The sequence below is a fragment of the Nocardiopsis sp. NPDC006139 genome, assembly GCF_040614155.1.
Taxonomy (GTDB): domain Bacteria; phylum Actinomycetota; class Actinomycetes; order Streptosporangiales; family Streptosporangiaceae; genus Nocardiopsis; species Nocardiopsis changdeensis.
This window is the reverse complement of the sequence record NZ_JBEXTT010000002.1, coordinates 421,302-448,224: the sequence shown is the minus strand read 5'-3', so window position 1 is coordinate 448,224 and position 26,923 is coordinate 421,302. Positions and strand designations below refer to the sequence as shown.

General features: G+C 71.6%; 26 protein-coding genes. 18 read left to right on the top strand and 8 right to left on the bottom strand.

The window, feature by feature from the left end:
* The first annotated feature begins 21 nt into the window (after window positions 1-21).
* Both ABZ249_RS04150 and ABZ249_RS04145 read left to right on the top strand, forming a co-directional pair.
* Window positions 22-1,308 carry an aspartate aminotransferase family protein gene (locus tag ABZ249_RS04150; RefSeq protein ID WP_355256960.1) on the top strand — a complete coding sequence of 429 codons (1,287 nt, stop codon included), beginning with the start codon at window positions 22-24 and terminating at the stop codon, window positions 1,306-1,308.
* A 21-nt stretch (window positions 1,309-1,329) separates the two neighbouring features.
* Window positions 1,330-2,838, top strand: coding sequence for a CoA-acylating methylmalonate-semialdehyde dehydrogenase (locus ABZ249_RS04145; protein WP_355256957.1), 1,509 nt, complete (start codon window positions 1,330-1,332; stop codon window positions 2,836-2,838).
* Window positions 2,839-3,113: 275 nt separating this feature from the next.
* Here the strand turns inward: ABZ249_RS04145 and ABZ249_RS04140 are convergent, their stop codons facing one another.
* Both ABZ249_RS04140 and ABZ249_RS04135 read right to left on the bottom strand, forming a co-directional pair.
* On the bottom strand, window positions 3,114-3,359 hold the full coding sequence (locus ABZ249_RS04140; protein ID WP_355256954.1) for a hypothetical protein: 246 nt from the start codon (window positions 3,357-3,359) through the stop codon (window positions 3,114-3,116).
* A 247-nt stretch (window positions 3,360-3,606) separates the two neighbouring features.
* Window positions 3,607-4,410, bottom strand: a complete 804-nt coding sequence (locus tag ABZ249_RS04135; RefSeq protein WP_220565148.1) for a carbon-nitrogen hydrolase family protein — start codon at window positions 4,408-4,410, stop codon at window positions 3,607-3,609.
* Window positions 4,411-4,495: 85 nt separating this feature from the next.
* Here ABZ249_RS04135 and ABZ249_RS04130 point away from each other — a divergent pair, with 85 nt between their 5' ends.
* The 3 genes from ABZ249_RS04130 to ABZ249_RS04120 are packed head-to-tail and all read left to right on the top strand — an operon-like array spanning window position 4,496 to window position 7,717.
* On the top strand, window positions 4,496-5,146 hold the full coding sequence (locus tag ABZ249_RS04130; protein WP_355256951.1) for a TetR family transcriptional regulator: 651 nt from the start codon (window positions 4,496-4,498) through the stop codon (window positions 5,144-5,146).
* 52 nt (window positions 5,147-5,198) lie between these two features.
* On the top strand, window positions 5,199-6,122 hold the full coding sequence (locus ABZ249_RS04125) for an ABC transporter ATP-binding protein (protein WP_355256948.1): 924 nt from the start codon (window positions 5,199-5,201) through the stop codon (window positions 6,120-6,122).
* Complete coding sequence (locus ABZ249_RS04120; protein ID WP_355256945.1) at window positions 6,119-7,717, top strand: anibiotic ABC transporter efflux pump; 1,599 nt, start codon at window positions 6,119-6,121, stop codon at window positions 7,715-7,717. Before ABZ249_RS04125 ends, ABZ249_RS04120 begins: the two co-directional genes overlap by 4 nt.
* A gap of 22 nt (window positions 7,718-7,739) precedes the next feature.
* On the opposite strand, the gene ABZ249_RS04115 is transcribed toward ABZ249_RS04120, so the two are convergent.
* The 3 genes from ABZ249_RS04115 to rlmN all read right to left on the bottom strand — a co-directional run bounded on the left by ABZ249_RS04115 (window position 7,740) and on the right by rlmN (window position 9,691).
* Complete coding sequence (locus ABZ249_RS04115) at window positions 7,740-8,048, bottom strand: hypothetical protein (RefSeq protein WP_220565142.1); 309 nt, start codon at window positions 8,046-8,048, stop codon at window positions 7,740-7,742.
* A 67-nt stretch (window positions 8,049-8,115) separates the two neighbouring features.
* Window positions 8,116-8,586: a hypothetical protein gene (locus ABZ249_RS04110; protein ID WP_220565141.1), complete on the bottom strand. Its 471-nt coding sequence runs from the start codon at window positions 8,584-8,586 to the stop codon at window positions 8,116-8,118.
* Window positions 8,587-8,593: 7 nt separating this feature from the next.
* On the bottom strand, window positions 8,594-9,691 hold the full coding sequence (gene rlmN / locus ABZ249_RS04105) for a 23S rRNA (adenine(2503)-C(2))-methyltransferase RlmN (RefSeq protein WP_355256941.1): 1,098 nt from the start codon (window positions 9,689-9,691) through the stop codon (window positions 8,594-8,596).
* Window positions 9,692-9,884: 193 nt separating this feature from the next.
* Here rlmN and ABZ249_RS04100 point away from each other — a divergent pair, with 193 nt between their 5' ends.
* Both ABZ249_RS04100 and ABZ249_RS04095 read left to right on the top strand, forming a co-directional pair.
* Entirely contained in the window at window positions 9,885-10,970 is a 1,086-nt protein-coding gene (locus tag ABZ249_RS04100) for a suppressor of fused domain protein (protein ID WP_355256938.1), read from the top strand.
* A gap of 70 nt (window positions 10,971-11,040) precedes the next feature.
* The gene (locus ABZ249_RS04095; RefSeq protein ID WP_355257120.1) at window positions 11,041-12,240 is read left to right on the top strand and encodes an MFS transporter; all 1,200 of its coding nucleotides are present in this window, start codon (window positions 11,041-11,043) and stop codon (window positions 12,238-12,240) included.
* A gap of 167 nt (window positions 12,241-12,407) precedes the next feature.
* Here ABZ249_RS04095 and ABZ249_RS04090 read toward each other — a convergent pair whose 3' ends face one another.
* A complete protein-coding gene (locus ABZ249_RS04090; protein WP_355256935.1) occupies window positions 12,408-12,782 on the bottom strand; it encodes a BlaI/MecI/CopY family transcriptional regulator in 375 nt (124 codons plus the stop codon).
* 643 nt (window positions 12,783-13,425) lie between these two features.
* Between ABZ249_RS04090 and ABZ249_RS04085 the strand changes: the two genes are divergently transcribed.
* The 4 genes from ABZ249_RS04085 (at window position 13,426) to ABZ249_RS04070 (ending at window position 19,384) form a co-directional block, all read left to right on the top strand.
* On the top strand, window positions 13,426-17,055 hold the full coding sequence (locus ABZ249_RS04085; RefSeq protein WP_355256932.1) for a multifunctional oxoglutarate decarboxylase/oxoglutarate dehydrogenase thiamine pyrophosphate-binding subunit/dihydrolipoyllysine-residue succinyltransferase subunit: 3,630 nt from the start codon (window positions 13,426-13,428) through the stop codon (window positions 17,053-17,055).
* Window positions 17,056-17,069: 14 nt separating this feature from the next.
* A complete protein-coding gene (locus ABZ249_RS04080; protein ID WP_220565134.1) occupies window positions 17,070-17,249 on the top strand; it encodes a DUF6104 family protein in 180 nt (59 codons plus the stop codon).
* A 200-nt stretch (window positions 17,250-17,449) separates the two neighbouring features.
* Window positions 17,450-18,301 (top strand): DUF4097 family beta strand repeat-containing protein, encoded by an 852-nt coding sequence (locus tag ABZ249_RS04075; RefSeq protein ID WP_355256928.1) that lies wholly within the window; start codon window positions 17,450-17,452, stop codon window positions 18,299-18,301.
* Complete coding sequence (locus ABZ249_RS04070) at window positions 18,302-19,384, top strand: helix-turn-helix transcriptional regulator (protein ID WP_355256925.1); 1,083 nt, start codon at window positions 18,302-18,304, stop codon at window positions 19,382-19,384. It abuts the gene before it with no gap.
* 79 nt (window positions 19,385-19,463) lie between these two features.
* On the opposite strand, the gene ABZ249_RS04065 is transcribed toward ABZ249_RS04070, so the two are convergent.
* Complete coding sequence (locus tag ABZ249_RS04065; RefSeq protein ID WP_355256922.1) at window positions 19,464-20,657, bottom strand: NADP-dependent malic enzyme; 1,194 nt, start codon at window positions 20,655-20,657, stop codon at window positions 19,464-19,466.
* A gap of 383 nt (window positions 20,658-21,040) precedes the next feature.
* On the opposite strand from ABZ249_RS04065, the gene ABZ249_RS04060 reads away from it, so the two are divergent.
* The 7 genes from ABZ249_RS04060 (at window position 21,041) to ABZ249_RS04030 (ending at window position 26,387) form a co-directional block, all read left to right on the top strand.
* Window positions 21,041-21,961, top strand: coding sequence for an ABC transporter substrate-binding protein (locus ABZ249_RS04060; RefSeq protein ID WP_355256919.1), 921 nt, complete (start codon window positions 21,041-21,043; stop codon window positions 21,959-21,961).
* Window positions 21,962-22,003: 42 nt separating this feature from the next.
* Window positions 22,004-22,969, top strand: coding sequence for an amino acid ABC transporter permease (locus tag ABZ249_RS04055; protein ID WP_355256916.1), 966 nt, complete (start codon window positions 22,004-22,006; stop codon window positions 22,967-22,969).
* A complete protein-coding gene (locus tag ABZ249_RS04050; RefSeq protein WP_255647080.1) occupies window positions 22,969-23,784 on the top strand; it encodes an amino acid ABC transporter ATP-binding protein in 816 nt (271 codons plus the stop codon). Before ABZ249_RS04055 ends, ABZ249_RS04050 begins: the two co-directional genes overlap by 1 nt.
* Before the next feature lie 143 nt (window positions 23,785-23,927).
* Window positions 23,928-24,482 carry a class I SAM-dependent methyltransferase gene (locus ABZ249_RS04045; RefSeq protein WP_355257117.1) on the top strand — a complete coding sequence of 185 codons (555 nt, stop codon included), beginning with the start codon at window positions 23,928-23,930 and terminating at the stop codon, window positions 24,480-24,482.
* Between the two features lie 63 nt (window positions 24,483-24,545).
* Window positions 24,546-25,037, top strand: a complete 492-nt coding sequence (locus tag ABZ249_RS04040) for a GNAT family N-acetyltransferase (RefSeq protein ID WP_355256912.1) — start codon at window positions 24,546-24,548, stop codon at window positions 25,035-25,037.
* A gap of 124 nt (window positions 25,038-25,161) precedes the next feature.
* Window positions 25,162-25,587: an anti-sigma factor gene (locus ABZ249_RS04035; protein WP_073378345.1), complete on the top strand. Its 426-nt coding sequence runs from the start codon at window positions 25,162-25,164 to the stop codon at window positions 25,585-25,587.
* A gap of 41 nt (window positions 25,588-25,628) precedes the next feature.
* The gene (locus tag ABZ249_RS04030; RefSeq protein ID WP_073378881.1) at window positions 25,629-26,387 is read left to right on the top strand and encodes an RNA polymerase sigma factor SigF; all 759 of its coding nucleotides are present in this window, start codon (window positions 25,629-25,631) and stop codon (window positions 26,385-26,387) included.
* Between the two features lie 20 nt (window positions 26,388-26,407).
* Here ABZ249_RS04030 and ABZ249_RS04025 read toward each other — a convergent pair whose 3' ends face one another.
* Window positions 26,408-26,821: a hypothetical protein gene (locus ABZ249_RS04025; protein WP_220565125.1), complete on the bottom strand. Its 414-nt coding sequence runs from the start codon at window positions 26,819-26,821 to the stop codon at window positions 26,408-26,410.
* Between the last annotated feature and the right edge of the window lie 102 nt (window positions 26,822-26,923).

The window sequence follows — 26,923 nt, the reverse complement described above, 5'->3', positions numbered from 1 at the left end:
GTCCGCGGAGAGACTGGGGGCATGTCCGAACTTCTCTCGCGCCACCGCGCGGTCATGCCCTCCTGGCTGCCCCTGTACTACGAGTCCCCGCTGGAGATCGTGTCCGGCAGCGGCTCCCGCGTCACCGACGCAGACGGCCGCACCTACCTGGACTTCTTCACCGGCATCGTGACCAACATGCTCGGCTACGACGTGGCCGAGGTGCGCGAGGCCGTGGAGCGGCAGATCGCCAAGGGCGTCGTGCACACCTCCACGCTGTACCTGATCCGCTCCCAGGTCGAGCTCGCCGAGAAGATCGCCCGCCTGTCGGGCATCCCCGACGCCAAGGTGTTCTTCACCAACTCCGGCACCGAGGCCAACGAGACCGCCCTGCTGCTGGCCACCTGCGCCCGCGGCAGCGACGAGGTGCTGGCCGTGCGCGGCAGCTACCACGGGCGCTCCTACGGCACCATCGCCGTCACCGGCAACCGCGGCTGGAAGAACTCCTCGCTGTCCCCGCTCAACGTGCACTACCTGCACGGCACCGACCACGCCTCCCCGGTGTTCCGCGGCATGTCGGAGAAGGAGTACACCGAGGCCTGCGTCGCCGACCTGCGCGACGTCCTGGACACCGCCGCACCGAACGTGGCCTGTCTGATCGCCGAGCCGATCCAGGGCGTGGGCGGGTTCAACATGCCGCCGGACGGGCTGTACGCCGCCTACAAGGAGGTGCTGGACGAGCACGGGATCCTGTTCGTCTCCGACGAGGTGCAGACCGGCTGGGGCCGCACCGGCACCAGTTTCTTCGGCATCGGGAACCACGGGGTCACCCCGGACATGATGACCTTCGCCAAGGGCCTGGGCAACGGCTTCGCCGTCGGCGGCGTCGTGGCGCGCGGCGACCTCATGGACGGCCTGTCGGCGCTGGGCGTGGCCACCTTCGGTGGGAACCCGGTGTCGATGGCGGCCGCCGGGGCCACCCTGGACTACGTGCTGGAGCACGACCTCCAGGGCAACGCGCTGCGGCAGGGCTCGCTCATCATCGAGGGCCTGCGGCCGCTGACCGAACTGGCATCGGTGGCGGACGTGCGCGGCAAGGGCCTGATGTTCGCCGTCGAGATGGCGGACCCGCGCACCGGCGGCCCCTCCTCGGCCCTGGCCGGCCGGGTGCTGGAGGCCACCCGCGAGCGGGGCCTGCTGGTGGGCAAGGGCGGCGTGCACGGCAACGTGCTGCGCATGGCCCCGCCGCTGACCCTGTCCGCCGAGGACGCCGCCCAGGGGCGCGACCTGCTGCTGGACGCCGTCCGCGCGGTCGACGCCCAGGCCTGACACGACCCGAGGAGACCAGACATGGGCAAGCACGTCACCCACTGGATCGGCGGACGCCGCTACCAGGGCCCGGCCGAGCGCCAGGGCGACATCTACAACCCGGCGACGGGCGCGGTCACCGGCACCGTCGACTTCGCGGGCCCCGAGGAGGTGGACGCGGCGGTGTCCGCGGCCCGGGCGGCGTTCCCGGGCTGGCGGGACACGTCGCTGTCGCGGCGGGTACAGATCCTGTTCCGGTTCCGGGAGCTGCTCAACGCCAACAGGGACGAGCTGGCCGCGGCGATCAGCGCCGAACACGGCAAGGTGTTCTCCGACGCGCAGGGCGAGGTGGCCCGCGGCCTGGAGGTCGTGGACTTCGCCTGCGGCATCCCCCACCTGCTCAAGGGCGGCTACTCCGAGAACGTGTCCACCGGCGTGGACTCCTACTCCATCCTCCAGCCGCTGGGCGTGGTCGCGGGCATCACCCCGTTCAACTTCCCGGCCATGGTGCCGATGTGGATGTTCCCGGTGGCGATCGCCTGCGGCAACGCGTTCGTCCTCAAGCCCAGCGAGAAGGACCCCTCGGCGTCGCTGCTCATCGCCGGGCTGTGGGAGGAGGCCGGGCTGCCCGAGGGCGTGTTCAGCGTGGTCCAGGGCGACAAGGTGGCCGTGGACGCGCTCCTGGAGCACCCCGACGTGGCGGCGGTGAGCTTCGTGGGCTCCACCCCGATCGCCCGGTACATCTACCGGACGGCCGCCGAGCACGGCAAGCGGGTCCAGGCGCTGGGCGGGGCCAAGAACCACATGGTGGTACTGCCCGACGCCGACCTGGACCTGGCCGCCGACCAGGCGGTGTCGGCCGGGTTCGGCTCGGCCGGGGAACGCTGCATGGCCATCTCCGCGGTGGTCGCGGTGGACCCGGTGGGCGACGAGCTGGTCGCCCGGATCAAGGAGCGGATCTCCCGGCTGCGGGTGGGGCCCGGCGACGACGAGCGCAGCGAGATGGGCCCGCTGGTCACCCGCGAGCACCGCGACAAGGTCGCCTCCTACCTGGAGTCGGGGGTGCGCGAGGGCGCGACGCTGGCCGTCGACGGCCGGGTGCACCCGGTCCTGGGCGGCGGGGAGGACGGGTTCTGGCTGGGGCCGACGCTGCTCGACCACGTGGGCCCGGAGATGTCCTGCTACCGCGACGAGATCTTCGGCCCGGTCCTGAGCGTGCTGCGGGCGGACGACTACGACTCCGCGGTGAAGCTGGTCAACGACAACCCCTACGGCAACGGGACGGCGATCTTCACCAACGACGGCGGGGCGGCCCGTCGGTTCCAGAACGAGGTCGAGGTGGGGATGGTCGGCGTCAACGTGCCGATCCCGGTGCCGATGGCCTACTACTCGTTCGGCGGGTGGAAGCAGTCGCTGTTCGGCGACTCGCACGCGCACGGCACCGAGGGCGTGCACTTCTACACCCGCACCAAGGCGGTCACCGCCCGGTGGACCGACCCGGGCGCGCGCCCGTCCGGCGGCGTGGACCTCGGGTTCCCCACCAACGGCTGACAGGTCCCCCGCCGGCGAATGACAACGGACATTCCCGACTGTCAGCAGTTCCGGGAAATACCGGACGGATACGTCCCACCGACGGTCGCGGCGGGCGACTCGGAGTATCGTGGTTGTCGCCCGCCCCTCACGGGGCGTGGCCGACGGCCTGATCACGGGACCATTCCGGGAAAGGCGCGCTCAACTTCCCCTCCTCCCCATGGAAGCGGGTGCGCCGGCGGGAGCGCTCCGGGTCCTTCTCTCCCCCTTGGACCCGGAGCGCGACCGTGTTCTCCTCAGCGGGCGGCGAAGACCCGGGTGTCGGCGGCGACCGACGATCCGGCGCCGACGAGCTCCGCGCAGTCACCACAACCGAACACCGGCACCCCGTCCGGCAGGACGCCCAGGGCGATCCGCGGCCGGGGCCATCGCGTGTGGCAGACGGCGCAGGCATCCCCCGTGCACTGCTCCGCGCTCAGCGATTCCGGGTCGTACACGTATCCGTCGGATACGGCGTCGGCCTCCGCATCCGATACGCACATCGTGCTCGTTCCGCGCAATGTCCCTGCTCCCCCCGTGGTTTAGGACAGTCTGGCGGGCCGATAGTTACCGGCTCTTTATTCAATCAGAGGCACTCGGCACCTGGAAGGGTCCGTCCCCATCTAAATCACTCCGTGCAGGTAGATCATAGCTCTAAGTAACCAAGCCTGGGAAGACCCCGCCTGAAATCTGAGCGATCAGCGGATTTGTCGGACATCCTGGAGGTGGACTACCCCCGATCACATCGAATCAGTCACGGGGTACCACCACAAAGCGGCGCATCGCCAACGCGGGGTTGGTCGTACGGACCTCGTCCACCCGTGAGGCCGAAACCTCGGCGACGGCCACCTCGAAGCCCTGCTCCCCCAGCGCCGCGATCGGCGTCCCCATCGGATCGACCACCATGCTGTTGCCCGCCCCCGTGGGCGCGGACTGCCCGGCGGCGGCGACGTACACGGTGTTCTCCACCGCCCGGGCGCGCGCCAGCGTCCGCCAGTGCTCCTCCTTGAGCGGTCCGGGCACCCACTGGGCGGCCAGCAGCACCACGTGCGCCCCGGCGTCCGCGATCCGCCGGGTCACCTCGGGGAAGCGCAGGTCGTAGCAGGTCTGCAGGCCGAAGGTCACGCCCTCGACGGTGAAGGTCTCCGGCTCCTCGACGGGCCCGGGCGCGACCACGTCGGACTCCCTGACACCGAACGCGTCGTACAGGTGGATCTTGCGGTAGAGCGCGACCCGTTCGCCCCGCGGCGACAGCGCCACCAGCGTGTTGGAGAAGTGCGTGCCCCCGGCGGTCTCCTCGTTGACGCCCAGCACCAGGTGGACGCCCTCCCGGCGGGCGGTGTCGGCGGCGGCCGCGACGAACGGCCCGTCCAGGGGCTCGGCCGCCTCGACGTAGCGGCCGTCGGTGCGGGACGCGGTGAACATCGTGTACTCGGGCAGCAGCACCACCCGCGCCCCCAGGGCCGCGGCCCGCGCGGCCAGCCTCCCCACCGAGCGCAGGTTCTCCGCCTTGTCCTGGGCGGGGGCGAACTGGGCGACAGCGACCTGCACCATCGGATCCTCCTCGTCGACGCGGGTGGGCACGAGTGTACGGCCACCCCCTTGCCAGCGGGCTGAACGCGTGTTTAACCTATTGAACATGAGTTCAGCCGACGCCTCCGACCTCACCGCGCGCGCCCGCATCCGCGACGCCGCCCTCGAATGCTTCGGAAGGCACGGCTTCAAGGTGACGATCCGGGCCATCGCCGAGAAGGCGGGGGTCTCCCCCGGCCTGGTCATGCACCATTTCGGGTCCAAGGACGGTCTGCGCAGGGCCTGCGACGACCACGTCTTCGAGGTCATGCACAGGGTCAAGAGGGAAACAGTGACCTCCGACCCCTCGGTCGCCCTCCAATACGTGGCGCACGTCGAGGAGTTCGCCCCCCTGCTGGCCTACGCCATCCGCTCCTTCCAAGAGGGCGGCGCCGTCGGCCTGGCCCTGTACGAGCGCATCGTCGAGGACGTCCAGGGCTACCTCGCCGCGGGCGAGGCCGCCGGGACGATCCGGCCCAGCCGCGACCGGGCCAAGCGCGCCCGGTGGCTGGCCGAGAGCTCCATGGGCTCCCTCCTCGTAGCACTGTCCGCCCGACCCGACCCCGACGACATCGACTTCCCACTGTTCCTGCGGGAATGGATGGAGGAGCACATGCTCCCGGTACTGGAGCTGTACACCGAAGGTCTCTACACCGACCGGCAGATGCTCGACGCCTACCTGCTGTACGTCTGCGACCCGCCCGAGGGCGCCCGCTGACGCACCAGGCCCCCGGGCACCCCCCATCGGAAGAGAGAAGAGACCACCCGCCATGTCCTCACCCGTCATCGACGCGCGCGGCGTCGACAAGTACTTCGGCCGGTTCCAGGCCCTCAACGGCCTGGACCTCACCGTGGAGGCCGGCAGGGTCGCCGGGTTCCTCGGCCCCAACGGCTCCGGCAAGTCCACGACCATCCGCGTCCTGCTCGGCCTGCTCAAGGCCGACGCCGGCACCGTCCGCCTGCTGGGCGGCGACCCCTGGAAGGACGCCGTCTCCCTGCACAGGAGGCTGGCCTACGTCCCCGGCGACGTCACCCTGTGGCCCAACCTGACCGGCGGCCAGGCCATCGACCTGCTCGGGCGGCTGCGCGGCGGCCTGCACCGGGCCCGCCGCGAGGAGCTGCTGGCCCGGTTCGAGCTGGACCCCACCAAGAAGGCGCGCACCTACTCCAAGGGCAACCGGCAGAAGGTCGCCCTGGTCGCCGCCCTCGCCTCCGACGCCGAGCTGCTCATCCTGGACGAGCCGACCTCCGGGCTGGACCCGCTGATGGAGGCGGTGTTCACCGGGTGCGTGCTGGAGGCCAAGGAGCAGGGGCGCACGGTCCTGCTGTCCAGCCACATCCTGTCCGAGGTCGAGAAGCTCTGCGACACGGTCACCATCATCCGCCAGGGCAGGGCCGTGGAGTCGGGGACCCTGGAGGACCTGCGCCACCTGACCCGGTCGTCCGTGCGCGCCACCGTCTCCGGCGACCCCTCGGCGCTGGCCGGGCTGGCCGGGGTGCACAACGCGGAGGTCGACGGCGACCGGATCTCCATGGACGTGGACAACGACCACCTCGACACCGTCATGCGGGCGGTGACCGGCCTGGGGGTCCGCTCCCTCGTGAGCAACCCGCCCTCCCTGGAGGAACTGTTCCTGCGCCACTACGGCGACGAGCTGGCCGCCCTCAACGGCGACCGGGGGAGCGCGGCATGAGCGCCCTCACCGGGACCGGGACCCTGACCCGGTTCATCCTGCGCCGCGACCGCATCCGGATGTCGGTGTGGGTGGTCGCCCTGGTGGGCACGGTCGGCCTGACCGTCCCCACCCTGGACGAGGCCTTCGCCACCGAAGCCCAGCGCCAGGCCCGGGCGGCGCTCATGGACACGCCCACCGGGATCCTCTTCGGCGGCCCGGGCTTCGGGCTCGACGACTACACGCTCGGCGCCATGGTGGTCAACGAGCTGACCATGAGCCTGCTCATCGCCATGGCGATCATGAGCATCCTGCACGTGGTCCGGCACACCCGGGCCGAGGAGGAGAGCGGCCGCGCCGAGCTGCTGCGGGCCGGGGTCCTGGGCAGCGGCGCCCAGATGACGGCGGCGCTGCTCACCGTCGCCCTGCTGAACCTGCTCATCGGCGGGCTGACCGGGGCGATCATGGCCGGCTACGGGCTGGACGCCGTCGACTCCCTGGTCTACGGGCTGGGGCTGGGGCTGGCCGGCCTCACCTTCGGCGCCGTCACCGCGGTGTGCGCCCAGCTCACCGAGCACGGGCGGGCCGCCTCCGGGACGGCCTTCCTCGTCACCGGGCTGCTCTTCATGGCCCGCGTCGTCGGCGACCTGGCCGAGCGCGGGGGCGGGCCCTCCTCCTGGGCCTCCCCGTTCGCCTGGGTGCAGCAGACCCGGGTGTTCGACGACCTGCGGTGGTGGCCGCTGGCCCTGTACCCGCTGGCGATCCTGGCCCTGTTCGGCACCGCCTACGCCCTGGCGGGGCGCCGGGACCTGGGCGCGGGACTGGTCCCGTCCCGCCCCGGTCCGGCCGCTGCGGGCCCGCTGCTCAACGGCGTCCTCGCCCTGCACCTGCGCCAGCAGCGGGGGTCGATCATCGCCTGGAGCGCCGCGACCTTCCTGTTCTCGATCTCCTTCGGCACGCTGGCCACCGAGGTCGAGGGGATGCTCGACTCCAACCCCGAGCTGGTGGCCCTGCTCGGCTCCGCCGCCGAGGACGTGACCGCGGGCTTCCTCGGCGTCATGTCGAGCTACGTGATCATGGCGGCCGCCGCCCAGGGCATCCTGTCGGTCCTGCGCGCGCGCAGCGAGGAGTCGGCGGGCCGCGCCGAACTCGTCCTGGCCACGGCGGTGGGGCGGATCCGCTGGTACGGCGCCGCCCTGGCGGTGGGCGTCCTGTCCACGGGCCTGCTCGTGGTCCTGGGCGGGCTCGGCATCGGCATCGGAGCGCTCAGCGCCACGGACGACGCCTCCTGGATCGGCACGATGCTGGAGTCGGCGCTGTCGCAGGCGCCGGTGGCGCTGGCGTTCGTCGCGGCCACCGCGCTGTTCGTCGGGGCGGCCCCGCGCCTGATGCCGCTGGTGTGGCTGTGGCTGGGGTACAGCGTCTTCACCACCATGCTCGGCGCCCTGCTGGGGATGCCCGACTGGGCGCTGGACCTCAGCGCGTTCGGGATGCTGCCGCAGCCGCCGATGGAGGAGTTCGAGGCGGCACCGGTCGTGATCGCCTCCGCCGCGGTCGCGGCCGCCCTGGCCCTGGCGCTGGCGGGCTTCCGCCGCCGCGACCTGGACACCGCCTGAGCGGCGCCGCCCCCGGGGGGCCTCAGTCCCCGGGGGCGGCGCGGCGCGCGCCGGCGGCGAGGCCGCGGGCGTGGAACAGGGCGGCCGCCAGGACCCCCGCCGCACCGCAGGCCAGCGGCACGAGCGGGGACGGGGCGCCGTCCAGCCGGGTCAGCGCGTAGACGATGCCGGACGCCGCCACGAGCTGCACCCAGCCGCCGAGGACGTTGGGGACCGGTCCGTCGCCGAACACGTTGGGGTACGAGCGGCCGGTGATCCCCGTGACGAAGTGCGGGAGGCCGTTGCCGAGCAGGAGTCCGGCCAGCAGGCCGAGGAGGAGGGAGGGCAGCATGGGGCGCCTCTCGGATCGGGGGTACCGCACCCGATCCTAGGGAGCCCGGAGCCCGGCCGGGAAGGGGTCAGGGGAGGAAGGACAGCGCCCAGGCGGGGGCCAGGACGATGATGAGGAAGCGGGCGGTGCGGGTCGCGAAGGTGACGGCCGAGAACAGCACGATGTTCATCCGCACCACGCCCGCCAGGACGGAGACCACCATGAACGGCGGGATGCTCGCGAACGAGCTGAGCGCCAGCAGGCCCACCCCCCAGGCGGGGCGCTCCTCGGCCCTGCTCCGCCAGCGGGCGGCCCGCTCGGTCCACTTGCCCGGCGTCTCGGTGCGCCTGCGCAGCCAGGGCGCGGAGAGCGTCCCCTTGCCCGCGTAGTAGTAGGGCAGCTTGCCCAGGGTCTGCCCCAGGCCGGCGGCGACCGCCATGGCCACCAGGGCGCCGTCGCCGTTCACGGCCACGGCGCCCAGCAGGTAGACCTCGATGTTGAGGACCGGGACCAGTCCCGCCGCGAGGGCGATGACGAAGGCCAGTCCGGTCTCGACCACCCCCGGGTCAGCTCTCCGCGGCCGCGAGCTGGCCGCAGGCCCCGTCGATCTCCTGGCCGCGGGTGTCGCGCACGGTCACCGAGACGCCGTGGGACTGCAGGCGCCGGACGAACTCGCGCTCGTCCTCGGGGCGCGACGCGGTCCACTTGGACCCCGGGGTGGGGTTGAGCGGGATCAGGTTCACGTGCACCAGGTGGCCCTTGAGCAGCCTGCCGAGCAGGTCGGCCCGCCACGCCTGGTCGTTGACGTCCTTGATGAGCGCGTACTCGATGGAGACCCGGCGGCCGGTCGTCCCGGCGTAGCGCCAGGCGGCGTCGAGCACCTCGGCGACCTTCCAGCGGGTGTTGATCGGCACCAGCTCGTCGCGCAGCTCGTCGTCCGGGGCGTGCAGCGAGATCGCCAGGCGCACCTGCATCTTCTCGGCGGTGAGCTTGTCGATCGCCGGGACCAGGCCCACCGTGGACACGGTGACGCCGCGCTGGGAGATGCCCAGCCCGTCGGGCACCGGGTCGGTGATCCGGCGCACCGTCTCCAGGACGCGCTTGTAGTTGGCCATGGGCTCGCCCATGCCCATGAACACGATGTTGCTGATCCGCCCCGGTCCGCCGGCCACCTGGCCGCGGGCCAGGTCGCGGGCGCTGGCCACCACCTGCTCCACGATCTCGCCGGTGGACAGGTTGCGGGTGAGCCCCGCCTGCCCGGTGGCGCAGAACGGGCAGTTCATGCCGCAGCCCGCCTGTGAGGAGATGCACAGGGTGACGCGGTCCGGGTAGCGCATCAGCACCGACTCGAACAGCACCCCGTCGAACGCCTTCCACAGGGTCTTGCGGGTCATCCCGTCGTCGCAGGTGATGTGCTTGACGGGGGTGAGCAGGCGGGGCAGCAGGGCCTCGCCCAGCTTCTCCCGCGAGGAGGCGGGCAGGTCGGTCATGGCCGAGGTGTCCGACTCCAGACCGCCGAAGTAGTGCTTGGCGATCTGTTTGGCCCGGAAGGGCTTCTCCCCCAGCTCGGAGACGACCTCGGCCCGCTCCTGCGGGGTGAGGTCGGCCAGGTGCCGGGGAGGCTTGGCGCGGCGCGGTGCGACGAAGGTGAGCTCGGCGGGCATAGAGAGTCCGTAAGGGTGGAGTCGATGGTCTCGGCCCGGCGCGGGACGGCAGCGGCTCGGGTCGTTATACGACCTATACGCGGCTGCGGATACGGCTCCGCCTGTCAGGGCACTACCGTCGATTCTACGCATTGCAGGGACGGGTCGGATCGGACCCGCGAAGGACGGCGGATCGGCACATGTGGGAGGGCCGGTGACAGGGATCGAGGTCCTGCTCGACGAGGTCAGCCCGTACCAGAGCCGTCGCGTCGTCGTCGAGTGCGACTCCCGGACCACGGCCGCCTACCTGCTGGACGCGCGCGGGCGCATCCGCGTCCCGGTGTGGCTGGCCAACCACGAGATCGCCCCCCGCGCCGCCGAGCCCGGCGGCTCCTTCGAGGGGCGGGCCCCGCTGATGCCGGAGGGGCACACCAAGCACCCGCAGGGGCGCCCACGGTTCGACCCCTCCTGTCTGCGTGCGGTGTGGTTCGAGGAGGGCGACGGGGTCGCGCTGGTCGACGAGGAGGGCCTGCTCGCGGTCATCCCCGGCTGGGCGGAGGCCGACAGCGGCCTGCCCGGGTACGCCCGCGAGGCGATCGGGCGCAGCGCCTACGCCTGGGAGCTGGACCCGGTCAAGGGACAGCTGTGGCCGCGGGTGGTGCACGCGGAGGCCTACTGGGACTGGCGGCGGGCCTCGGGCGCGTGGCGCAGCGTGCAGCGCACGGTGCTGGGGCACCTCAACCGGACGGTGGGCGCGGCCGGCCACTACTGGGACGTGTCCGACGGCCACCCGCCGCTGCTGCGGGTGTCGGAGCGCCCGCCCTCCGAGGACCGGCCGTTCACGATCCTGTCGACCGTGGGCATGTGCGGGCAGCGGATGCCCACCCTGGACCGGTACATGGCCGACACCTCCAGGTACGCGCGGGTGGAGCTGGCGCTGGCCACCACCATGCCCGCGCACCACGCGGCGCGGATCTTCCGGTGGATCGGCGCGTTCCCGTGGCGGGCGGTGACCTGGTTCGGGACCGGGCACACGGTCAAGTGGCTGGACAACCCCGAGGACCGGGCGATGCGCCGGGGCGCGGGGGCGGTGCTGCTGCTGGAGGACCCCTCGCCCCTCGTGGCCGCCGCCGGGCACGCCCCGCCGGACACCGCGGGGCTGACCTTCCAGGGCGACCCGGTGCGGTGGCTGTGGATCGTGCCCATCACCCGCCCCGAGCACCTGTTCGCCAAGGAGCACGACAGCGCGACCCTCGTGGAGAAGCTGGCGGCGGAGGGCCGCAGCTGGATCCTGTCGTGAGCCCGGGGTCCCGGGAACGGGACGGGGTTCCGAGGTGACGGCGACGGAGGACGCGGGGCGCGCGGCCGGGATGGGGGCGCCGCTGCGGCACGGCCCGTTCCGGGCGCTGGCCGCCGGGCGGCTGCTGATGTCCCTGGGCAACGGGCTCGCGAACGTGGCGCTGGCGTTCGCCGTGCTGGACGTGACCGGGTCCCTGGTCCAGGTGGGGCTGGTGGTGGGCGCGCGGTCCGTGGCCAACGTGCTCCTGCTTCTGCTCGGCGGGGTGATCGCCGACCGGCTGCCCCGCGCCCTGGTGCTGCGCGGCGGCTGCGCCCTGGCCGCCCTGTCCCAGGGGGCGCTGGGCGCGGCCCTGCTGACGGGGACGGCGTCGATGCCGCTGATGGTGGGGCTGAGCGTGCTCAACGGGGCCGCGGCCGCGGTGAACCTGCCCGCGTCCGCCGCGCTGGTCCCCCAGACGGTGCCGCCCGGGCTGCTGCGCCAGGCCAACGCGGTGGTCCGGCTGACCGGCAACGGCGCGATGGTGGCGGGGCTGTCCCTGGGCGGGGCCCTGGTCGCGTTCGTCGGCCCGGGGTGGTCGATCGCCGCCGACGCGGGACTGTACGCGCTGGCCTGCGGGGCGTTCGTGCTGCTGCGGCTGCCGGGCACGGAGGCCGGCACGGGGCGGGTGGGCGTGCTGCGCGACCTGGTCGAGGGGTGGCGCGAGTTCACCGCCCGCCCGTGGGTGTGGGTGGTGGTGGCGCAGTTCATGGTCACCAACGCCGCCTGGTCGGCCTCGGTGACGGTGCTGGGCCCGGCGATCGCCGACGCGTCCTTCGGCCGGGCGGCCTGGGGGCTGGTGGTGGCGGCCCAGAGCGCCGGGATGCTGGCGGGCGGGTTCCTGGCCGCGCGGTGGCTGCCGCGCCGCGCCCTGGCGTTCGGGGTGGCGCTGGTCGCCGTCCAGGCGGTCCCGCTGTACGCGCTGTCCCTGCCGGCGGCGCCCCTGGTGCTGGTCGCCGCCATGTTCGCGGCGGGCGTGGCCGTGGAGCAGTTCGAGGTGGCCTGGCACGTCTCGGTGCAGGAGAACGTCCCGGCCGACCGGCTGTCCCGGGTGTACTCCTACGACGCCCTGGGGTCGTTCGCCGCGATCCCGGTCGGGCAGGCGGCGATCGGGCCGGTGGCGGCGGCCGTGGGGCCGGAGCGGGCCCTGGCGGCGCTGGCCGCGCTGACGGCGGCGGCCACCCTGGCGGCCCTGGCCGTGCCGGACGTGCGCCGCCTGCGCAGACGGGCCTAGAGGCCTGTTCTCCCCCGTGCCGCCGGGGGTTCGTGAGGCGCCCGGCGGGGTTCCGGCGGCCCCAAGGAGGCGTCCTCGAGGAAAGCCCGCGGCCGCGGGCCGTCCGTCGAGGGCGGTGGCGGGCGGCGGACGGACTGAAGCGCAGCGGAGGTTCACAAGGACACCGCCTAGCCGGCGGCGCCCCGGCTGAGGCGGACCTGGCTGAGCACCCGCTGGAAGGAGGCCACCTCCTCGTCGCTGAAGCGCTCGACGAGGCTGCGCAGGGTGGCCTGGGGCTCGGGGCAGGTGCCGAGGAACTCGTCCATGACCCGCGCGGTGTACTCGGCGCGGGTCTCCAGCGTCCAGTACACCCAGGCGCGGCCGCGCTTCTCCCGGTCGACCAGGCCCTTGTTGTACAGGATCCCCGCGACCGTCATGACGGTCGTGTACGCGATGTCCCGGTCGTAGACCATCGTCTCGTGGACGAGCCGCACGGGCAGCGGCTCCTCGGACCGCCACAGCGCGTCCATGATGGCGGCTTCCAGCTCCCCCAGTCCCCTCATGGGTCTCTCCCACCCCCGTGTGTCCGGTGTGCGCGTATCGCGATCCTGGCACGCGGGGCGCGTCGGCGCGGGAGAACTCCGAAGAGCGCACAGATCCGCGCAAGTTCGGCACCGTTCACCGGCGTTTCGCGAGTCCGGAGGGCCCTCACCGAGGGAAACGCGCGACGGCCGGGCCCGGGTCCCACCGCTCCCGCTGGGAACGTCGGCGGCGGGACCCGGCCGTCCTGCCCGGCCGCTTGCACCTACTCCGACGGAGCCCGCCGGTACCGGGTTCCCTCGGAATCTCGATATCGAGAGTGGTACAGGACACACTGGAGGCGGCCGATAACGGCCAAGGGTTTCACATCTCCAAATCCCCTCAAAAGCCCACAAATCAGGCAGTGCGGGCACACTACGCTTGGTTACCGGCGCGTAGCGACAACGTGATTGTGAAAAAATGTTAGCTATCTCCTAGTTTCAACACGGCCCGCGTTCCCCGCCGGGAGGCCGGTACAAGTAGCCTGGTAACCGACGAGCGCCGGCCTGGTCAGACCGGTCTTCCGCCACGCGGTCGACCACCGTTCTTCCTTGAGCCGACCGAGCCGGCAGCCACCCGTCGTCCTACACATTCACGAGCGAGCTGCGGAAGTGGGCGATCTCCGCCGTGTCGTCTGAGGCGTCTCAACCCCTGACAGACTTTGGTCCCAACGAGTGGTTGGTCGAGGAGCTTTATCAGAAGTACTTGAACGACCCGAACTCGGTCGACAAGGCCTGGTGGAACTTCTTCGCGGACTACAAGCCCGCGGAGTCGGCCGGTGCGAAGAGCGGGGGGACCACCGCCGCCAAGGCGCAGGCCACGACCCCCGCCGCACCCGAGAAGCCCGCCGCGCCGGCCCCCGCCAAGGCGGCGGCCCCGAGCGCGGACGAGGCCCTCCGGGTCGACGAGGAGCGGCTGCGCGGCGCACCGGCGCGCACCGCCACCAACATGGAGTCGAGCCTGGCCATGCCGACCGCGACCAGTGTGCGCGCGGTACCGGTCAAGCTCCTCTTCGACAACCGGATCGTCATCAACAACCATCTCCGGCGCGGCCGCGGTGGGAAGGTCTCCTTCACCCACCTCATCGGCTACGCCATGGTCAAGGCCCTCGAGTCGATGCCGGAGATGAACTACTCCTACACGGAGATCGACGGCAAGCCCGGTGTCGCCAAGCCCAGGCACGTGAACTTCGGCCTGGCCATCGACCTGCAGAAGCCGGACGGTTCGCGCCAGCTCGTCGTGCCCTCCATCAAGAGGTCCGACGAGATGGACTTCATGGAGTTCTGGAGCGGCTACGAGGACCTGGTCCGCAAGGCCCGCACCAACAAGCTGGGCGTGCCGGACTTCCAGGGCACCACCATCAGCCTCACCAACCCCGGCGGCATCGGCACCGTGCACTCGGTCCCGCGCCTCATGCCGGGCCAGGGCACCATCCTGGGCGTCGGCGCCATGGAGTACCCGGCCGAGTTCCAGGGCGCCTCCGCGGACACGCTGGCCGAGCTGGGCATCAGCAAGGTCATGACGCTGACCTCCACCTACGACCACCGCATCATCCAGGGTGCGCAGTCGGGTGAGTTCCTGCGCCGGATCCACCAGCTGCTGCTGGGCGAGAACGGCTTCTACGACGAGATCTTCAACTCCCTGCGCATCCCCTACGAGCCGGTGCGCTGGGTGCAGGACATCCACGTCAACAAGGCCACCCAGCTCGACAAGACCACCCGGGTCCAGGAGCTGATCCACGCCTACCGCGTGCGCGGCCACCTCATGGCCGACACCAACCCGCTCGACCACGAGCAGCGCAAGCACCCGGACCTGGACGTGCTCCAGCACGGCCTGACCCTGTGGGACCTGGACCGCGAGTTCCCGACCGGGGGCTTCGGCGGCAAGCAGGTCATGAAGCTGCGCGACATCCTGGGCGTGCTGCGCGACACCTACTGCCGCACGGTGGGTATCGAGTACATGCACATCCAGAGCCCGGAGGAGCGGGAGTGGATCCAGGCGCACGTCGAGCGCGAGCACGAGAAGCTCGACCGTGACGAGCAGCTGCACATCCTGCACCGGCTCAACAGCGCCGAGGCGTTCGAGACCTTCCTGCAGACCAAGTACGTGGGCCAGAAGCGGTTCTCCCTGGAGGGCGGCGAGTCCCTCATCCCGCTGCTCGACGGCGTGATCTCCAAGGCCGCCAAGTCCGGTCTGGACGAGGCCGTCATCGGCATGGCCCACCGCGGCCGCCTCAACGTGCTGGCCAACATCTGCGGCAAGTCCTACGGGCAGATCTTCGGCGAGTTCGAGGGCAACCTCGACCCGCGCAGCGCGCACGGCTCCGGCGACGTCAAGTACCACCTGGGCACCGAGGGGGTCTTCCAGACCCGCGAGGGCGAGAAGATCGACATCTCCCTGGCGGCCAACCCGTCCCACCTGGAGACCGTCGACCCGGTCCTGGAGGGCATCGTCCGCGCCAAGCAGGACGTGCTCGACAAGGGCGCGCACGGCTTCACCGTGCTGCCGATCCTCATCCACGGCGACGCCGCGTTCGCCGGGCAGGGCGTGGTCGCCGAGACCCTCAACCTGTCCCAGCTGCGCGGGTACCGCACCGGCGGCACCGTCCACATCGTCGTGAACAACCAGGTGGGCTTCACCACCTCGCCGTCGGACAGCCGCTCCAGCGTGTACGCCACCGACGTGGCGCGGATGGTGCAGGCGCCGATCTTCCACGTCAACGGGGACGACCCCGAGGCCGTGGTCCGAGTCGCGCACCTGGCCTTCGCCTACCGCCAGGCGTTCAACAAGGACGTCGTCATCGACCTCGTCTGCTACCGGCGCCGCGGCCACAACGAGGGGGACAACCCCGAGTTCACCCAGCCGCTGATGTACAACGTCATCGACGCCAAGCGCTCCACCCGCAAGCTGTACACCGAGGCCCTCATCGGCCGCGGGGACATCACGGTGGAGGAGGCCGAGTCGGCGCTGCGCGACTACCAGTCCGAGCTGGAGCGGGCCTTCGTCGAGACCCGCGAGGCCGACAAGAAGCCGATCGAGCCGGGTGCCGTGGTCAAGCCCGAGGTCTTCACCGAGGGCCGCCTGGACCACTCCACCGTCGAGACCGCGATCAGCGACGAGGTCGTCAAGCGGGTCATCGACACCCAGGTGAACATGCCCGACGGTTTCACCCCGCACCCGCGGCTGGCTCCCCAGCTGACCCGCCGGGCCACGATGGTGGAGAACGACGCGGTGGACTGGGCGACCGGTGAGCTGCTCGCCTTCGGCGGGCTGCTGCTGGACGGGCACCCGATCCGCCTGATCGGCCAGGACAGCCGCCGCGGCACCTTCGGCCAGCGCCACGCCGGCCTGGTGGACCGCGAGACCGGCGAGGCGTACACGCCGCTCAAGCAGTTCGACAACGGCACCGTGAAGTTCCACGTCCACGACTCGCTGCTGAGCGAGTACGCGGCGCTGGGCTTCGAGTACGGCTACTCGCTCACCCGCCCCGAGGCGCTGGTGATGTGGGAGGCGCAGTTCGGCGACTTCGTCAACGGCGCGCAGACCATCATCGACGAGTACATCAGCTCCGGCGAGCAGAAGTGGGGCCAGCGCTCCAGCGTCACCCTGCTGCTGCCGCACGGCTACGAGGGCCAGGGCCCGGACCACTCCTCGGCCCGGATCGAGCGGTTCCTCCAGCAGTGCGCGCAGGAGAACATGACCGTCGCGATGCCGACGACCCCGGCGAGCTACTTCCACCTGCTGCGCTGGCAGGCCAAGTCGCCGATCCAGCGTCCGCTGGTGGTCTTCACGCCCAAGTCGCTGCTGCGCCTGAAGGCCGCGACCTCCGCCGCCTCCGACTTCACCTCGGGGCACTTCCGGCCGCTCATCACGGACGACTCGATCGCTCCGGAGAAGGTGCGCCGCGTGGTGCTGTGCTCGGGCAAGATCTACTACGACCTGGACGCGGCGCGCCGCAAGAGCGGCGACAAGCACACCGCGATCATCCGGGCGGAGCGGCTCTACCCGCTGCCGATCGAGGAGATCCGGGAGCAGCTCAAGGCCTACCCGAACGCGGGCGAGGTCCTGTGGGTCCAGGAGGAGCCGGCGAACATGGGCCCGTGGCCGTTCGTCGCGCTGGTCTTCTCCGAGCAGCTCGACCGCCCGTTCACCCGGATCTCGCGTCCGGCGTCCTCCTCGCCCGCGGCCGGCTCGGCCAAGCGGCACGAGGCGGAGCAGCGCGCCCTGGTGGACACGGTCTTCCCGCCGGCGGACTAGCAGGGGCGTGCGCGTTGTACTACACGGATCGCGGAATCGAGGAGTTGGAGAAACGCCGCGGTGAGGAGGAGGTCAGCCTCGCCTGGCTCGCCGAGCAGCTGCGGACGTTCACCGACGTCCACCCCGAGTTCGAGACCCCGGTCGACCGGCTGGCCACCTGGCTGGCCCGGCTGGACGACGAGGACGAAGAGTAGGGCGCACCACCTGTGAAGGGGGCCCGGGAGAGATCCCGGGCCCCCTTCGCGCTGTCCGGCCCCGTCCCGGGAGGCGCCGCTCCCCCCGGGGGGCCTCGGGGAGAACCCGGAGACACCCCCGGTAATCCGCGACATATCTTGAGTTCGCCGCACTCGCGACATATCGTGAAGGCATCGGAGCGAGCGAAAGGGTGCACACGATGGCACGTTGGACCATCGACAGGCCGACGACCCAGACCCTCGACGGCATCGTGGCCTTGCGGGTACGGATCCTCGGCGGCCAGGTCAACATTCTTCCCACCGACGACCCGGTCACCTTCGAGGTGACCGACATCGTCGGCGAGCCCCTCCTCGCCGTCCAGGAGGCGGGCATCCTCACCATCCACTACGAGGACCTCACCGGGTCCGGACTGCTGGAGCGGCTGCGCCCGGTCCAGCTGGGCGGCTACAAGCAGGTGCAGCGGCGCAGCGCCACCGTGAACCTGCGCGTCCCCCGGGACTGCCCGGTCGACGTCACCACCATGAGCGCGCCGATCGTCGTCGCCGGCGTGGGGTCGCGCACCAGGCTCAAGACCGCCTCGGGCGAGGTGACCCTGGACGGGGCGAGCGGCGAGACCGACATCGGCACCGTCTCCGGCAACGCCTCCCTGCGGGACGTGTCCGGGGGCCTGTCCTTCAACAGCGTCAGCGGCCAGCTGGCCGTGGCGGGCGGGCGTGTCTCCTCCCTGAGCGCCAAGACCGTCTCGGGCTCCGTGCTGGCCGACACCGACGTGGCCCCGGCCGGCCGGGTGCGGATCAACACCGTCTCCGGCGAGGTCGCCCTGCGGGTGCCCGCGGACACCTCCGCCTCGGTGGAGATCCGCAACGCCAGCTCCGCGGTCGACTCCGACTTCGGCCTAGAGCGGAGCGGCGGGCGCGCCCGCACCGTCCTGAGCGGGCGCATCGGCAGCGGGGTGGACCCGGCGACCATCACCATCAACTCCGCGTCCAACCGGACCGCGCTGCTGCGGCGCGCGCCCGAGACTCCGGCCGCGATCCCCGAGGGGGCATGAATGAGCACTTTCTTCGGACACGGCAGACTCCGGCTCTACCTGCTCAAGCTGCTGGACGAGAGCCCCAGGCACGGATACGAGATCATCAGCCTGCTCCGGGACCGGTTCCTGGGCGTGTACTCCCCCTCCCCCGGCACCATCTACCCGCGGCTGGCGCGGCTGGAGGAGGAGGGGCTGGTCACCCACACCGAGGAGGGCGGCCGCAAGGTCTACAGCCTCACCGACAAGGGGCGCGAGGAGCTGCGGGCGCGCGAGCGCGACCTGGACGACCTGGAGCGGGAGATCACCGACTCGGTGCGCGACATCGCCCGGGCGGTCAAGCAGGACGTGCGGGAGACCATCAGCTCGCTGCGCGAGGAGCTGAAGTTCGCCGCGGGCGGCGCCCGGCGCCCCGCCGAGGAGGCTCCCGCGCCGGAGTCCGCGGCCGGGGAGGCCCCGAAGCAGGAGGAGCCGACCGCCGAGGCCCCCAAGGCCGAGGAGGAGCGGGACTCCCGGAAGCAGGGCGGCGAGAAGGCGAAGGCCGACCACTCCTGCGACGACGGCCAGCGCTGGTCGCGCGAGTGGGAGAAGTTCACCCAGGGCTTCGGCGCCTTCGGCGCGGTCTGGGGCAAGGGCGGTTCCGGCCGCACCCCCGACCTGGACCACGCCCTGCGCGACTTCAGCGAGCGGGTCCGCGACGTGGCCAGGGAGGCGGGCACGGTCGGCGAGGCCGCCCTGCACGACCTGCGCCGCATCCTGGACGACACCGTCGAGGTGATCCGCCGGGACGCGCGCACCTGGGGCCCGCCGCGCAAGGACTCCGCGGAGCCGGAGGCCGAGAAGGCCGACGGTCCCGAGGCGCCCGGGGCCGGGGCTCCCGCCGCCGAGCGGCCGGAGTCCGAGTCCCAGGAGCCCGAGGCGCCCGGCCCGGAGGCGGAGAAGCCGGGGGCCGGGGAGCCTGAGGCGGGCGAGCCCGGGGAGCCGAGGGCCGAGGGTGCCGGGAAGGCCCCGAAGCCCGAGGAGCCCAAGGCCGCGCGGCCCATGCCGCCCTCCGGCGGCGACCCTTGGAGCCAGGTGGTCGACGACCCCGGCGACGACAAGTAGCCGCGACGGACCGAGCAAAAGGGGAAGGGCCCGGAGGGGCGCCGCGGGGGCGCGCCTTCCGGGCCCTTCCCGTGTCCGGTCAGCGGCGGGCGACGCCGTCCTCGCGGGCCTGGGCGGCGACGGCGGCCGAGACCGCCGCGCCCACCCGCTCGTCGAAGGGACTCGGGATGATGTAGTCCGCCGACAGGTCGTCACCGACGAGTCCGGCCAGAGCCGTGGCGGCGGCCAGCTTCATGTTCTCGGTGATGTCGGTGGCGCGGGCCTCGAAGGCGCCCTTGAACACGCCCGGGAAGGCCAGGACGTTGTTGATCTGGTTGGGGAAGTCGCTGCGCCCGGTGGCGACCACCGCGGCGTACTTGCGGGCGACGTCCGGGTGGATCTCCGGGTTGGGGTTGGCCATCGCGAACACGATCGCGTCCTGGGCCATGGTCGCGACGACGGCCTCGGGGACCTCGCCGGCGGACAGGCCGATGAACACGTCCGCGCCGGCCAGGGCGCTCTCGATGGAGCCGCGCAGGTCGGCCTTGTTGCTGATCGCGGCCAGCTCCTGCTTGACGGGGGTCAGGCCCTCCCGCCCGTCGTAGATCATGCCCTTGGAGTCGGCCACGGCGATGTCGCCGATGCCGCCGTCGACGAGCATCTTGGTGACGGCGACCCCGGCCGCGCCCGCGCCCGAGACCACCGCGCGCAGGTCGCCCAGGGTGCGCCCGGTCAGGCGGGCGGCGTTGTGCAGGGCGGCGACGGTGACGATCGCGGTGCCGTGCTGGTCGTCGTGGAAGACGGGGATGTCCAGCCGCTCGCGCAGCCGCTTCTCGATCTCGAAGCAGCGGGGGGCGGAGATGTCCTCCAGATTGATCCCGCCGAAGGACGGGGCCATCCGCACGACGGTCTCGACGATCTCGTCGACACCGGTGCAGGCCAGCGCGATGGGGACGGAGTCGACGCCGCCGAACTGCTTGAACAGCAGCGACTTGCCCTCCATGACGGGCAGGGACGCCTCGGGGCCGATGTCGCCCAGGCCCAGGACCGCGGTGCCGTCGGTGACCACGGCGACCAGGTTGCTCCGCCAGGTGTAGTCCTCCACCAGCTCGGGGGAGTCGGCGATGCCGTTGCAGACGCGGGCGACGCCCGGGGTGTAGGCGAGGGACAGGCCCTCGTGGTCGTGCACGTCGACGGTGGAGGTGATCTGGAGCTTGCCGCCGCGGTGCAGGGCGAACGCGGGGTCGTCGTCCAGGTTCGGATTCCGGGTACGCGAAGAAGAATCGCTGGTCATCGAAAACCCTTCAAGGTCTTACTGCCGCCCGCGTCGGCCATGACGGGGCGAATGGTGTCGGTGCGTACCGCGCGCGAAGCCGGTGTGCCGTGCTAGGGGAGCCCCCTCCGGCGCCGGTCGGCCATGACCGGTGGTGTCGCCGGAGAGGTCGTGCTTCGCCTGACTCCTATGCGAGTTCTGCGCGTACGCCTCACTACGGGGATGACCCGTTACGCAATCCTCTCACAACGGTGACCGCAGGAAAATCGCAGGGTCGGCACGATGGGACGGCACCGACGTATCCACATTTGCCACATATCGCACCGTATGTCGCTTTGGTTCGGGTGGAGGGGCCGCGAACCCGACTCCGACCAGGCACTTCGTGCTCCAGAAGGAGATTCACGATGGCCCTGCACAAGCCCCTGTCCGCGCCCTTCTCCGTCGGCGCCCTCGCCCTGGCCGGTGTCCTCGCCCTCAGCGCTTGCGGCGGCTCCGAGCCGGCCGAGGAGGAGGCCGCGACGCCGGAGGCGCCCGCCGTGGAGGTCGACGAGGAGCTCGCCGCCCTGGTCCCCGCCGACATCGCCGAGGCCGGCTCCGTGAAGATCGGTGTGGAGGCGTCCTACCCGCCCGGCGAGTTCCTGGACACCGACGGCGAGACCGTCCTGGGCTTCAACGTCGACCTGCTGGAGGCCGCCCTGGGCAAGCTCGGCCTGGAGGCCCAGTGGGAGCCCACCACCTTCGACTCCATCATTATCGGCGTCGACACCGGAACCTACGACCTGGGCTCCTCCTCCTTCACCGTGACCGCGGAGCGCATGGAGCAGGTCAACATGGTGTCCTACTTCTCCTCCGGCACCCAGTGGTTCGCCCAGGCGGGCAACCCGCAGGGCGTCGACCCCGACAACGCCTGCGGCATGCGCATCGCGGTGCAGTCCGACACCACCCACGACGAGGACATCGAGGCCCGCAGCCAGGCCTGCGTGGACGCCGGCGAGGACCCCATCACCATCCAGAAGTTCGAGAACCAGCCGCTGGCCACCGAGACCGTGGTGTCCGGCGTCAACGACGCCTCCCTGGCCGACATGCCCACCGCGGCGTACGCCCTGGAGCAGACCGGTGAGGGCGTCCTGGAGTTCATCGGCGAGCAGTACGACGCCGCCCCCTACGGCATCCTCACCCACAAGGACGAGACCGAGCTGGCCGACGCCATCGCCGCCGCCTTCAACGCCATGATCGAGGACGGCACCTACGAGCAGGTCCTGGGCGAGTGGGGCGTCGAGGCCGGCGGCCTGGAGTCCGCCGAGGTGAACCCCGCCGCGGAGTAAGGGAAACCCTCCCCCGTCCGTCACCGAGCGAAAGTCCGATCCTTGACCTCACCGACCGCACCGGTGGGCGGCCCGGAGCCGAGCAAGATCCCGGCTCCGGGCCGACCGGCCGAACCCATCACCGCCGTCCCCGTCCGCTACCCCGAGCGGTGGGTCGCCGCCGGAGCCGTGCTGCTCCTGGCGTCGATGTTCGTGCACATGCTCTTCACGAACGACGCCTTCAACTGGCCGTTCATGGTGGAGCACATGTTCTCGGACCCCGTCGTCCGAGGCGTGTGGGTCACGATCAGCGCCACCGTCCTGTCGATGGTCATCGGCATCGCCCTGGGCATCGTGCTGGCCGTGATGCGGCTGTCCGGGAACCCGGTGCTGAGCACCGTCTCCTGGATCTACACCTGGTTCTTCCGGGGCGTGCCCCGCCTGGTCCTGGCCGTGCTCTTCGGCAACCTGGCGATCCTCTACCAGACCATCGAGCTGGGCCTGCCGTTCGACAACTACTGGATGGCCTGGCTCGGCCTCGAAGGCGACGCCCGCTTCTTCGAGATCGACACCCGCACCCTGCTGAGCGGCTACGTCGCCGGCCTGATGGCGCTGTCGCTCTCCGAGGGCGCCTACATGGCCGAGATCATCCGGGCGGGCCTGCAGTCGGTCGACAAGGGCCAGACCGAGGCCGCCCAGGCGCTGGGCATGAGCCGGGCCAAGGTCCTGCGGCGCATCACCCTGCCGCAGGCGATGCGGGTGGTCATCCCGCCCACCGGCAACGAGACCATCGCGATGCTCAAGGACACCGCGCTGCTCGCCTACGTCCCGGTGACGATCGAGCTGTTCTACCAGCTCCAGGCGATCGGCGCCCGGACCTACCAGATCTTCCCGATGCTGGTGGCGGCGTGCCTGTGGTACCTGGCCATCACCAGCGTCCTGATGATCGGCCAGTACTTCATCGAACGCCGCTTCAACCCCGGCCAGTACGGCGGCATCCGCAACCGCATCGTCGGAGGGGCGCACTGATGAGCGAGCAGAACGAGCCGGTCATCGAGACCGCCGAGGGGGCCGAGCTCCCCTCCGACGCCCTCGTGGTCGCCGAGAACGTGCACAAGAGCTTCGGCCGCCTGGAGGTGCTCAAGGGCATCGACCTCCAGGTCCGGAGGGGCGAGGTCATGTGCATCATCGGCCCCTCGGGGTCGGGCAAGTCGACCTTCCTGCGGTGCGTCAACCACTTGGAGAAGCTCACCGCCGGACGCCTGTGGGTCAACGGCGAGCTGATGGGCTACCGGCAGAAACGCGGAAGGCTCTACGAGCTGCGCGAGACCGAGGTCGCCGCCCAGCGCAGCGACATCGGCATGGTGTTCCAGCGCTTCAACCTGTTCCCGCACCTGAGCGTGCTGGGCAACATCATCGAGGCGCCGGTGCAGGTCAAGCGCGTGCCCAAGGCCCAGGCCACGGCCAAGGCCATGGAGCTGCTGGAGCGCGTGGGCCTGCCCGACAAGGCCGCCGCCTACCCCGACCAGCTCTCCGGCGGCCAGCAGCAGCGCGTGGCGATCGCCCGCGCGCTGGCGATGGAGCCGTCGCTGATGCTGTTCGACGAGCCCACCAGCGCCCTGGACCCGGAGCTGGTCGGCGAGGTCCTGGACGTGATGCGGGACCTGGCCGAGAACGGCATGACCATGATGGTCGTCACACACGAGATGGGGTTCGCCCGCGAGGTCGGCGACTCCCTGGTGTTCATGGACGACGGCGTGGTCGTGGAGGCCGGCGCCCCCGCCGAGGTGCTGGGGAACCCGCAGCACGAGCGCACCCGGGCCTTCCTGTCCAAGGTGCTCTGAGCCGCGCTCCGGGCGGCCCGCTCCCTCCCCGGGGGCGGGCCGCCCCCTTTTTTGCGCCCTCTCCCGGAGAAACGCGCCGCCGCCCCTTGACCCGGGGCCCCGGGGGACACAGAGTCGGGGTGGTGAGCACAGCGGGCGAGGACATGAGCGTACGGCGGCCGTGGACGGAGCGCGGGGTGCCCTGGGAGGGCCCCGCCCTGCGGCGCACCCGGGAGATCCTGTGCGCGGGGGCGCGCGAGCGCACCCTGGAGGTCGGTGTGGGCGACGGCGCCAACCTGCGGTACTACCCGCCCCAGGTGCGCCTGACCGCGATCGACCCGGACTCGGCGGCGCTGGCCGCGGCCCGCAAGCGCGCCGAGGAGCTGGGGCTGGTCGCCCGCTTCGCCGAGGGGGACGCCCGCTCGCTGGACTTCTCCGACGAGAGCTTCGAGACCGTGGTGTGCACGCTCGCCCTGAGCGCCATCGACGGCCAGGAGGAGGCGCTGCGGGAGATGTACCGGGTCCTGGTGCCGGGCGGGCGGCTGCTGGCAGCGGAGCGGATCGGCCACACGCGCTTCCCCGCGCGGCTGTGGGAGCGCCGCCGCGAGAACCCCCGGCGGGCACCGCGCGAGGTGGCCGCCGAGGCGGGCTTCCGGGTCGGCCACCACGACCGGCTGTTCTTCGGGACGGTCGAGCGGATGGTCGCCCACCGCCCCTGACGCCCGCCGGTGTGCGCGTAGGCTGGAGGAGGCCCTGTCCCCTTCCGCTACCGAGGTGATCCGATGATCCGTACCGCCGTGCCCGACGACGTTCCGGAGATCGTCGCGATGATCCGGGAACTGGCCGAGTACGAGAAGGAGCCGGACGCGGCGGTCGCCACCGAGGACGACCTGCGCACGGCGCTCTTCGGCCCCGACCCCAAGGTGTTCTCGCACATCGCCGAGGCGCCCGGGCCGGACGGGGCCCCCGTCACCGTCGGCTTCTCGGTGTGGTTCCTCAACTACTCCACCTGGACCGGCAGGCACGGGATCTACCTGGAGGACCTCTACGTGCGCCCGCACGCGCGCGGCGGCGGGCACGGGCTGGCGCTGCTGCGCACCCTGGCGCGCACCTGCGTGGAGCGCGGCTACACCCGTCTGGAGTGGTCCGTGCTCGACTGGAACGAGCCGTCCATCCGCTTCTACGAGGCGCTCGGGTCGCGTCCCATGAGCGAGTGGACGGTCCGCCGCCTGGACGGCGAAGCCCTAGCCTCTCTGGGCTCCCAGAGCCCCTGATCACGACCGATCGTCTCGCGTTCGACCCGATCACGCGGACACGGTCCGTTCTCCCTGCGTCAGTGGCAGGGTGAAACGAGATACATTGCATTCAAGCGGCAACCTCGCCCCCCGAAGGAGGGACGTGACCGAAGAAACCGCTGTGCCCATGGCCGACGCCACCGGTGTACGCGACGCTGTCACCGTCAACATGCCCGCGGACAGCGCATACCTGTCCGTCCTGCGCACGGCGACGGCGGGCCTGGCCGCCCGGCTCGACTTCACCCTCGACGAGATCGAGGACCTGAGGATCGGTGTCGACGAGGCCTGCGCCATGCTCCTCTCCCAGGCGCTGCCCGGCACGGAACTGACCACAGAGTTCGAGCTCGCCGCGGACGGGATGCGCATCTCCGTCTCGGTGATCACCGCCGACGGCCGGCTCCCCGCGCGCGACACCTTCGCCTGGACGGTGCTGTCCGCCCTGGCCGGGGAGGTCGACGCCGAGGTCGGCCCCGACGACCGTGTCTCCATCGTCCTGTACAAACGCCGTGGCACCTTGGAGCCGGCGTGAGCGAAAGGGGGCCCGCTCTGACCGCGAAGACCGAGCACGCGGTGCCCGACCGGGCGCGCGCGAGAGCGCTGTTCGAACGCCTCAACGAACTCGACGCCGATTCGGAGGAACGGCGCAGGATCCGTGACGAGCTCGTGGAGCTCCACCTGCCACTGGTGGAGTACCTGGCCCGCCGGTTCCGCAACAGGGGGGAATGGCTGGACGACCTCACCCAGGTCGCCACGATCGGGCTGATCAAGTCGATCGACCGGTTCGACCTGGAGCGGGGGGTGGAGTTCTCCACCTACGCCACGCCGACCATCGTCGGTGAGATCAAGCGCCACTTCCGGGACAAGGGGTGGGCCGTCCGGGTCCCCCGGCGCCTCCAGGAGCTGAAGCTCTCACTGACCAAGGCGGTCAGCGACCTGTCGCAGCGCGAGGGGCGCTCGCCGACGGTCGCCGAGCTGGCGGCGCACCTGCAGATGACCGAGGAGGAGGTGCTGGAGGGCCTGGAGTCCGCCAACGCCTACTCGACGGTGTCGCTGGACGCGCCGGACAGCGGCGACGAGGACGCGCCCGCGGTGGCCGACTCGCTCGGGATCGTGGACGAGTCCCTCGAGGGCGTGGAGTACCGGGAGTCGCTCAAGCCACTCCTGGAGCAGCTGCCTCCCCGGGAGAAGCGCATCCTGCTGCTGCGGTTCTTCGGGAACATGACCCAGTCGCAGATCGCCCAGGAGCTCGGCATCTCGCAGATGCACGTATCGCGCCTGCTGGCCCGCACCCTGGCCCAGCTGCGGCAGGCACTGACCACCGACGACTGACGCGCGCCGACGGCCGCGGCTCACCGATCCTTCTTCTCGCCCCATTCGCCGGGGAAGAGGGCCGCGGTCGTCGGAGGCGAGAGCACCGCCGCCGAGGCGGCCACCGCCACGGCCGCCAGCACGCCGCCGATCAGGTACTGGCCGCTGGTGAACATGTAGTACGCCACCACGCCGAGGAAGAGCTGCGTGACGAAGACCGGCGTGCGCGCCCAGTCCTTGAGCCGCCACAGGCCCTGGGCGATGAAGACCAGCAGCGCCGCCACCCCCAGCCCGATGACGGTGAGCGGCAGGGCGCTGTCCAGCTCGCCGGTGCGGCCGGTGACCGCGGTGAACATGCTGTAGAGCCCGCCGATGCCGGCGGCCAGCCCGACGAGCGCCTCCAGCGCTGCTGCGACGACGACGGTGAACGGGCGGGAAGAGACCTCGGAAGACACCCCTCGAGGTTATCCCCGTCCCGGCCGGACCCGCTCCCGCCCCGCCCTCCCGCGGCCCGGGGCGCGTCCGGCGGGCGCGGCGCTCCCGGACCGCGGGATGCG

Coding starts and splice junctions, on each gene's coding strand:
- ABZ249_RS04150 (WP_355256960.1), top strand. CDS start 22: ATGTCCGAACTTCTCTCGCGCCACCGCGCGGTCATGCCCTCCTGGCTG.
- ABZ249_RS04145 (WP_355256957.1), top strand. CDS start 1,330: ATGGGCAAGCACGTCACCCACTGGATCGGCGGACGCCGCTACCAGGGC.
- ABZ249_RS04140 (WP_355256954.1), bottom strand. CDS start 3,359: ATGTGCGTATCGGATGCGGAGGCCGACGCCGTATCCGACGGATACGTG.
- ABZ249_RS04135 (WP_220565148.1), bottom strand. CDS start 4,410: ATGGTGCAGGTCGCTGTCGCCCAGTTCGCCCCCGCCCAGGACAAGGCG.
- ABZ249_RS04130 (WP_355256951.1), top strand. CDS start 4,496: ATGAGTTCAGCCGACGCCTCCGACCTCACCGCGCGCGCCCGCATCCGC.
- ABZ249_RS04125 (WP_355256948.1), top strand. CDS start 5,199: ATGTCCTCACCCGTCATCGACGCGCGCGGCGTCGACAAGTACTTCGGC.
- ABZ249_RS04120 (WP_355256945.1), top strand. CDS start 6,119: ATGAGCGCCCTCACCGGGACCGGGACCCTGACCCGGTTCATCCTGCGC.
- ABZ249_RS04115 (WP_220565142.1), bottom strand. CDS start 8,048: ATGCTGCCCTCCCTCCTCCTCGGCCTGCTGGCCGGACTCCTGCTCGGC.
- rlmN (WP_355256941.1), bottom strand. CDS start 9,691: ATGCCCGCCGAGCTCACCTTCGTCGCACCGCGCCGCGCCAAGCCTCCC.
- ABZ249_RS04095 (WP_355257120.1), top strand. CDS start 11,041: ATGGGGGCGCCGCTGCGGCACGGCCCGTTCCGGGCGCTGGCCGCCGGG.
- ABZ249_RS04090 (WP_355256935.1), bottom strand. CDS start 12,782: ATGAGGGGACTGGGGGAGCTGGAAGCCGCCATCATGGACGCGCTGTGG.
- ABZ249_RS04075 (WP_355256928.1), top strand. CDS start 17,450: ATGGCACGTTGGACCATCGACAGGCCGACGACCCAGACCCTCGACGGC.
- ABZ249_RS04070 (WP_355256925.1), top strand. CDS start 18,302: ATGAGCACTTTCTTCGGACACGGCAGACTCCGGCTCTACCTGCTCAAG.
- ABZ249_RS04065 (WP_355256922.1), bottom strand. CDS start 20,657: ATGACCAGCGATTCTTCTTCGCGTACCCGGAATCCGAACCTGGACGAC.
- ABZ249_RS04060 (WP_355256919.1), top strand. CDS start 21,041: ATGGCCCTGCACAAGCCCCTGTCCGCGCCCTTCTCCGTCGGCGCCCTC.
- ABZ249_RS04050 (WP_255647080.1), top strand. CDS start 22,969: ATGAGCGAGCAGAACGAGCCGGTCATCGAGACCGCCGAGGGGGCCGAG.
- ABZ249_RS04045 (WP_355257117.1), top strand. CDS start 23,928: ATGAGCGTACGGCGGCCGTGGACGGAGCGCGGGGTGCCCTGGGAGGGC.
- ABZ249_RS04040 (WP_355256912.1), top strand. CDS start 24,546: ATGATCCGTACCGCCGTGCCCGACGACGTTCCGGAGATCGTCGCGATG.